The following is a 7060-nucleotide window of genomic DNA, read 5'->3' as shown; positions in this document are numbered from 1 at the left end:
GCCTCAAAATCCTCCAGCATGCGCAGGCCGGCACGGACAACCTCGCTGGCATTGTTGTAGCGGCCTGATTCGAGCTGCCGCCTGATGAAGCGCTCATAGTGGTCGTTCAAAGCGTAGTTGGGCATGGCAACCTCCTGGGGAAATATGGGGCCGGCCGGCAGATATAGCAATAGATAGCAACAATTGACAGTTTTGGTTGATTCGATCGCAGTTCCGTCCTTTGTGATTCGGTGAAGCGCTGAGCTCCACCGATTCGGCAGCGATCAAAATGTCGATCAAGACGCCGGCGCCCGAACGAGGATCGCCATGCGGCCAATCCCACGACCTGTGCGCGCTCGCCATTTGCGAGACGTCTGAGACACAGAAGCCGGCTGAGTTAGAAACTCAACCGGCTAATATTAGTTTCGTTCCTGGTGGCGCACTGGTTCGGAACGCGTCGTCGCCCTCACCTTGACGCCCTCACCGGCCGCGGCTCATGAGTGCCGTCGAAGCGAGCATCGCACCAGGCGCCGATGTGGGCTGAATTATTCGGCTTGGTGGGAGGCCTTAGCTCAGACAGCAACCGGCGCGGAGGACACGCCGCAACGCGAACGGCCCGCTTGGATGCGGGCCGTTTGGATTTGGTTGCGGGGACCCGATACCCCTTTTGTCATAACATCGTTGGGCTGGTCATTTGGATCGGGTCTGGCGAGTTCGAGGATGCCGAACAGCTCGCCGCGTAGCTCCGCATGCACCTCACCGCGCTTTTCGCCGGGCGTGACTACGATCTCTCCGATCAACGAGCGCAATGCCTCGGCGGCCCGACGTCCGTCCTCGTGGTCGGCGAGCGCTTGCGTGAGTTGCTCGACCCGCTTGCGGTAGAGCGTGGCGATGTTGGGATGCAGGTCGGGTACGTCAGTGGGCCCCAGAGCCAGACGCGCGGTGATCTCCGCCTTCTGCCTCTCCAGGTCTTCCATCCTTGCTTTCATCGAAGGTTGGTAAAGGCCATCCTCGATCGCGGCCATGATGCCGGCGATGGCGCGCTCGATCTTGTCGAGTGCCTTGCGATCCTGTTCGCCTTGCGCGCGACGCTCCTGATTGAAGCGATTGGTCTCCAGGGCGTAGGCTCTGATCGCCTCTGCCACGGCTTCGGCCGAAACGAGCGTTTCCTTCAGGCCTGCGAGGACCCGCTGCTCGATCTTCTCCCGGGTGATGGTGCGGCCATTGTCGCAGATGCCGCGGCGCTGATGGTTGAGGCAGGCATAGCGGTCTCGCGTGAACAGGCCGTAGCGCCCACCGCAGCAACCACAGGTGAGCAGGCCGGAAAGGAGGGAGACCGGCCGCCTCATCGTGTGCAGTTTTTTCGCGCGGGCCTTGCGCGTAGCGATGGTCACTGCCTCGAACTGGCTGGCGATGGATTTCTGTCTCTCCTTCACGGCCTGCCACAGTTCGTCCTCAACGATCCTGAGATGCAGCACCTCGGTGCGGATCCATTTGGCTGGCGGATTGGCCCGCGAGACACGCTTGCCGGTGGCGGGATCTTTGACGAAATGCAGGCGGTTCCAAACCAGCACGCCGGTATAGAGTTCGTTGTTGATGACGCCGGTACCCCGGATGACGTGCCCGCGCACGCTGGTATCGCCCCAGTGCCGGCCGAGCGGACCAGGAACGCCCTCTTTGTTCAGGTCGACGGCGATCGCCTTCGGGCTCTTGCCGGCAGCGAATTCGCGAAAGATGCGGCGCACGATGGTCGCTTCCTGCGGCACGATCTCGCGATCGCCCCGGACGGGCTCGCCTTCCGCATCGAGCTTCTTCACCACCCGGTAGCCGTAGCACAGCCCGCCCCCGGCCTTGCCCTTCTCCACCCTCCCTCGCAGGCCACGATGGGTCTTGAGGGCAAGGTCCTTGAGGAACAGGGCATTCATTGTGCCCTTGAGGCCGACATGCAACTCGCTGATCTCGCCTTCGGCCAAAGTGACGATGGCAACGCCGGCGAATTTGAGATGTTTGAAGAGGGTGGCGACATCTGCCTGGTCGCGGCTGATGCGATCAAGCGCCTCGGCCAGCACCACCTCGAAGCGGCCACGCTGGGCATCGCGCACCACTTGCTGGATACCCGGCCGCAGCACCGTGCTGGCACCGGAGATCGCCGCATCCTCGTAGGCTCCCGCCACGCTCCAGCCTTCCCGCGCCGCCTGCTCGCGGCACAGCCTCAACTGGTCCTGGATGGAGGCATCCCGCTGGCTGTCGGAAGAATAGCGGGCATAGAGTGCGACACGGGTCATGGCGGCAGATCCTCTCTTGTTGCCAAGGGGTTTGCCATCCGGCTCCCTGCCCTCTCCATCTTGGCGGCCCGGCCGATTGTCATTGGCCGCCAGCGCCGCCTCGAATGTCTCCCGCGCCAGCTGCCGGCCGATCAGCCTAGCGATATCCAGCACAACCCTATCCAGTTTGGCCGCCGCCGCGGTTACAGGGCGGCCCTTGGGGCCGGCGAGGTCGCTGTTGTCGTTCGCCGGAATCAGCGACTGCGGTCCGGTCCTGGTTTCCTCTGCCATCGCGGTCGCTCTCCCAAGGGTGGATCGACCCGCCATCAGAGTCCTCCGGACGGCGAAGGAAAGCGCGAACTTCATGTCGTAGGGCCACAGCGAGCAATGACTTGCGGCGTGCGGTTTCGTCTTAAGCGTCAAGATCGACCTGAAGGCGACAAGTGGTTGGGGCCGTGTCACAGGACGGCTACATCGCCAAGGCGCTCCGCCTCGTCTTCCTCTTTCAGCGCCGCGACCAGCTTGACTGCGGACTCCCAATGCCTGGCAACATCGCTCCGCGTCCTTTCCCGGCTCCGGCGGCCAACCGGCAAGTCTCCCGCGATCGCCTTTAAGTCACGCAGCACGGAAGCTATGTGCGGCCAGGGGAAGTCGGTAGGATCACCAATATCTCGATCAGCGCTGACGATCATTTCCAACTTGGCGATGGCGCCGAGAAGCGACGTCGCCGCGACTTCAGGGATAGAATCCTGGAACTTGAGGGCTTCGGTCATCGCAAAGACCTCAGCCTCGCGCGCAACCGCATACTCCCGAGGATCGCCTTGGGTGCGCGCCGTTCGCTCTTGAACTCGCGTCGGTGAATCTGCGGCCAATACCTGAATTCCGGGATTGACCAGCATTCGGCTCTCCAGCCGCTGCTGCACACGACATAGAAGCATGGAGACGTACCGAGCCATTTGCCAATCGCTCACAAGCAGGAGCGCGGGATCGCGTAGGGTTGCCGGGTGCAATTCCGTGTCGTTGCTGCATGAGGCGAGAACGGTTGGCTTTTTCGTTGGCAAGGCATGGCCTCCTTCCGTGGGGTCAGTCTCCCGCTGGTGAATACATATTATAGTTGATAAACTTAAAGTGTGTAAACCTCGATTGTCCGACGCATGGACATGCGTCAGCTGGTTGGAAAAAACTTCGCGCGTATTCGGCGAGAGAAAGGCCTGACGCAGGAGGACGTCGAAGCACGCTCTGGATTTAGTCAGCAGTATCTGAGCAGCCTCGAACGAGGCCGGCGAAACCCCACGGTGATTACGCTTTATGAACTTGCTCAGGCGTTGGGAGTAAGTCACGTGGAGTTGGTCAAGCCAACCGATCATCCCTAGTTTTATAGCAATGATCTAAGCGGAAGCCGCTCGCTCGCGCGCTCATTCAATGGCGCCGTAGCGAGCCAGCGGCGGGTTTGCGCTGCATTTCGGACTTCGCGAGGGAGTCTGCCGCATGCTACAAGCAGACATTATCCCTCTCCTAAACAGTCCTACCTGAGGTCCCCCAGGCTCCTCAGAACTTTCGTCAGGCCCGGCATGTTCTCGGCTGTGCGCGGCGCCTTGGCAGCGCGCCCGAAGATCGTTTCGTCGTCAAGACTATGGCGGGATGCCGAGGCGGATTTCGCAATGCTTCCCATCCAGACCTGCTGGCCGGAGGACGCCGGTGCTCTCATCACGTGGCCGGTGGTCGTCACCCGGCCGCCGGGCGAGGGCGATCCCGGCAGATACAATCTGGGCATATACCGCATGCAGGTCATCGCCCAGGATCAGGCGATCATAAGATGGCTGCCTATGCAAGGCGGTGCTGCGCACCCTTGCATGTGGCGGGCGAGAGGGCCGTAGAGGCGCTCGAGAAAATTGAAGCGCTAGTCGCCGGCAAGGTCTTGCCGGCCGCTACTCGTGGCCAACTGAGCCAGGAGCCGGAAAAGCCGTGAGCGGTCGGCCTGCTCGAATCTGTGCAGGCCCATCAGTTCGAGCATCATGATCCCTTCGCACGCCATCCAGACGAGGCGGGCGAGGTCCACGTCCTTCGCCTCCGCGTCGATCATGCGTGCATAGTTCTGGTAGGCTTCCCGAACCGGCTGCATCAGTCCAGGATCTTCGGCCAGAGCAAGCATCATCGCTTCCACGTAGGATGGCGCCAAGGGGTCGGTAGCCGAGAACGTGCCAACATAGGCGCGCAGCGCCGCGGCTGGCTCGCCGGAAAGAGCGCCGTGGCTGTGCCTGAAACGTTCGTCCCAGTCGCTGCAGAGATCCTTCAATAACGCCTCGAAGAGCTTAGTCTTGCTGGGGAACGAATGCAGCACCGCACCCTTGGTGGCACCGATCTCCCTCGCCACAGCCTCAAGAGTGACGTTTCCCGCCCCACGATCGAACGCGATCCGTCTCGCGGCTGTGATCATTTCCTTTTTGTCGAACCTGCGTCTTGCCACGCATTATCCTTCCTGATACATACCTTCTGGTCGGTATGAACTCTAATATAACGCCATAACCGCCGATAGCCAAATGTCCGAGCACACGCAAAAGCGATGATTGAAGCCAGGATTCTCAGCGTCGAACAATTGTCGCCGGAAGTGAAGTCCTTCGCTGTCGAAGCCATCACGGGCGAACGTATGCCTGCAGCAGAGCCCGGCTCGCATATCGACCTTCACCTACCCAACGGTCTGATCCGTCAATACTCGCTGTACGAGGAGACGGACGGAAGCAGATACGAATTCGCCGTCAAGCATGTGCCCGACTCCAGGGGAGGCTCCAAGTACGTTCACGAGCACCTAGCCGCAGGTGACGTCGTCACGATTTCGCCGCCGCGCAACAATTTCGTTCTCGGCCGGCACCCGCACACGCTGTTTATCGCAGGCGGAATTGGCATCACGCCGATCATTGCCATGAGCCGAAAGCTTGCCACCGAGGGCCGGAGCTTCGCGCTCCACTATTTCTGCCGTGACGCGGAAGCGCCGTTCAAGAATCGCCTGGATGTGCTGATGAAGACTGGATGCGCGACCCGTTATGTCGGCTTGGACCCGGCGGCTACGGCGCTCACACTTTGCGAACTTCTGACCGGCGGCCATCCCGCGGGAACTCACGTCTATGTGTGTGGCCCTGGACCTCTGATGGACGTGACAGTCAGACTAGCCGCGTCCAGCCTCGGCGCGCACGCGGTTCATCTCGAGCACTTCAGCCCCAGAAGTCACGGCGGCGGGACCGACCGAGCGTTCACCGTGAAGCTCGTCCGCAGTGGAAAGACGCTCGACGTGCCTGCTGATCGATCGCTTCTGTCCGTTCTGGTCGCCGCAGGGGTCCGCATATCCTCCTCTTGCCAGGAGGGCATATGTGGCTCGTGCGTCACCGGCGTTCTTTCCGGCGTACCCGACCACCGCGACTCCTTCCTGACCGACGAGGAAAGGGAAGGCGGGCAGGACATCTGCGCCTGCGTGTCTCGGGCCAAGACACCGGAACTCGTCCTCGATCTGTAGAACAACGGAAGCTGAAACGGGAGCAGCGCTATGGCGATCGCAGCCAGTACCCACGACTTGCAAGCAACTCGCGACTGGACGCCGGGCTATTGCCTGCCGCAGGCCCTGTACCAGAGCGACGGCATTTTCCGCTCCGACGTGCAGATGCTGCTGGATGAGCAGTGGCTTCTGGTCGATCACGAAAGCCGCATCCCTAACCCGGGAGATTACTTCCTGTTCGAAATTGGGCAGGAGAGTATCATTGTCGTCCGCTCACGCTCCGGCGTCGTCAACGCCTTTCATAATGTCTGCCGCCACCGCGGCTCGCGGATCTGTCTGGAGCCGGAAGGCAGCAAGCGCATCCTAACCTGCCCCTATCATGCCTGGAGTTATGATCTCGATGGCAGCCTGCGTGCCGCCCATCTGATGCCGGAGGATTTCGACCGTACGAAAATCTCGCTGGAGCCGGTCAATGTCGGCGTGTTCGAGGGCCTTATCTTCCTGAACGCGGCGGCCGCGCCACCCTCCTTCGAGGAGTTCGTGGCCCCATTCCACAAGTTGGTGCGCGGTCAGGGCGTGGCGACTGCTAAGGCCGGTGCGCGCAAGTTCTATCCGACGCAGGCGAACTGGAAGCTGGTCGTCGAGAACTTTTTCGAGTGTTATCACTGCAACACCGCACATCCGACCTATTGCTCGGTTCACGATCGGATGAAGATGCTCGCCTTCGGCGCCGGTGCCGGATCAGGCGACGACGTGGCTATCCAGGAATATAAGGAAAAGCTGAAGACCTGGGAGGCCAGATCGGCGTCGCTCGGCTATCCAACCGGCATGTTTGCTGACGGACCGGAGACGCCGTTCTTCAGGTCGGGCAACCGCCTGCCAATCTCGGACGACGCCAGGACGGAAAGCGTCGACGGCAATCCCGTCGCGCCGCTGATGACTGCCTATGGCGAGTTTGACGGGGGGCAGACCGGATGCGTCTTCAATCCCGTGAGCGCGATCCTGGTCAACAACGACCATGCCGTGATCTTCCGTTTCACACCGCGCGCCCCGCAATTAACGGATGTCGAGGCTATCTGGATGGTCCGCGGCGATGCGCGCGAGGGCGCCGACTTCAGGCCGGAAGAACTCATGCGGGTGTGGGACACGACGCTACGGGAAGACAAGACGATCACCGAAAACAACCAGAAGGGCGTCAATTCCTCCGCTTACCGGCCCGGCCGATACTCTACCCAGGAAAGGCGCATCTCGGAATTCGCCGACTGGTACATGGGCCGGCGCGAGCAGCGTTTGGAACAAAGCGCCGCCTGATAGGCCGCCGCCAACGCGG

General features: G+C 61.4%; 8 protein-coding genes (1 of these 8 cut by a window edge). 4 read left to right on the top strand and 4 right to left on the bottom strand.

The window, feature by feature from the left end:
• The 3 genes from ACVDG8_RS24305 to ACVDG8_RS24295 all read right to left on the bottom strand — a co-directional run.
• A protein-coding gene (locus ACVDG8_RS24305) for a type II toxin-antitoxin system ParD family antitoxin (protein ID WP_447256983.1) crosses the window boundary here: on the bottom strand, nt 1-125 show its 5' portion. It extends 142 nt beyond the left edge of the window; only the first 125 of its 267 coding nucleotides appear in the window; the start codon lies at nt 123-125; its stop codon lies off the left edge, out of view.
• A 426-nt stretch (nt 126-551) separates the two neighbouring features.
• Nucleotides 552-2534, bottom strand: a complete 1983-nt coding sequence (locus ACVDG8_RS24300; protein ID WP_455707247.1) for a recombinase family protein — start codon at nt 2532-2534, stop codon at nt 552-554.
• A 167-nt stretch (nt 2535-2701) separates the two neighbouring features.
• On the bottom strand, nt 2702-3142 hold the full coding sequence (locus tag ACVDG8_RS24295) for a hypothetical protein (protein WP_447256980.1): 441 nt from the start codon (nt 3140-3142) through the stop codon (nt 2702-2704).
• Nucleotides 3143-3397: 255 nt separating this feature from the next.
• On the opposite strand from ACVDG8_RS24295, the gene ACVDG8_RS24290 reads away from it, so the two are divergent.
• Nucleotides 3398-3616 carry a helix-turn-helix domain-containing protein gene (locus ACVDG8_RS24290; RefSeq protein WP_447256979.1) on the top strand — a complete coding sequence of 73 codons (219 nt, stop codon included), beginning with the start codon at nt 3398-3400 and terminating at the stop codon, nt 3614-3616.
• Nucleotides 3617-3904: 288 nt separating this feature from the next.
• Nucleotides 3905-4120, top strand: a complete 216-nt coding sequence (locus tag ACVDG8_RS24285; RefSeq protein ID WP_447256978.1) for a UbiD family decarboxylase domain-containing protein — start codon at nt 3905-3907, stop codon at nt 4118-4120.
• Between the two features lie 23 nt (nt 4121-4143).
• Here the strand turns inward: ACVDG8_RS24285 and ACVDG8_RS24280 are convergent, their stop codons facing one another.
• The gene (locus ACVDG8_RS24280; RefSeq protein WP_447256977.1) at nt 4144-4710 is read right to left on the bottom strand and encodes a TetR/AcrR family transcriptional regulator; all 567 of its coding nucleotides are present in this window, start codon (nt 4708-4710) and stop codon (nt 4144-4146) included.
• A gap of 96 nt (nt 4711-4806) precedes the next feature.
• Between ACVDG8_RS24280 and ACVDG8_RS24275 the strand changes: the two genes are divergently transcribed.
• Together ACVDG8_RS24275 and ACVDG8_RS24270 are read left to right on the top strand one after the other, a co-directional pair.
• Nucleotides 4807-5751, top strand: coding sequence for a PDR/VanB family oxidoreductase (locus tag ACVDG8_RS24275; RefSeq protein ID WP_447256976.1), 945 nt, complete (start codon nt 4807-4809; stop codon nt 5749-5751).
• 30 nt (nt 5752-5781) lie between these two features.
• Nucleotides 5782-7041, top strand: a complete 1260-nt coding sequence (locus ACVDG8_RS24270; protein ID WP_447256975.1) for an aromatic ring-hydroxylating oxygenase subunit alpha — start codon at nt 5782-5784, stop codon at nt 7039-7041.
• The last annotated feature ends 19 nt before the right edge of the window (nt 7042-7060 follow it).

The organism is Mesorhizobium sp. ORM8.1 (assembly GCF_053005525.2).
This window is presented reverse-complemented; position numbering and strand designations above follow the sequence as displayed.

Coding starts and splice junctions, on each gene's coding strand:
- ACVDG8_RS24270 (WP_447256975.1), top strand. CDS start 5,782: ATGGCGATCGCAGCCAGTACCCACGACTTGCAAGCAACTCGCGACTGG.
- ACVDG8_RS24300 (WP_455707247.1), bottom strand. CDS start 2,534: ATGGCAGAGGAAACCAGGACCGGACCGCAGTCGCTGATTCCGGCGAAC.
- ACVDG8_RS24275 (WP_447256976.1), top strand. CDS start 4,807: ATGATTGAAGCCAGGATTCTCAGCGTCGAACAATTGTCGCCGGAAGTG.
- ACVDG8_RS24285 (WP_447256978.1), top strand. CDS start 3,905: ATGCTTCCCATCCAGACCTGCTGGCCGGAGGACGCCGGTGCTCTCATC.
- ACVDG8_RS24290 (WP_447256979.1), top strand. CDS start 3,398: ATGGACATGCGTCAGCTGGTTGGAAAAAACTTCGCGCGTATTCGGCGA.
- ACVDG8_RS24295 (WP_447256980.1), bottom strand. CDS start 3,142: ATGCTGGTCAATCCCGGAATTCAGGTATTGGCCGCAGATTCACCGACG.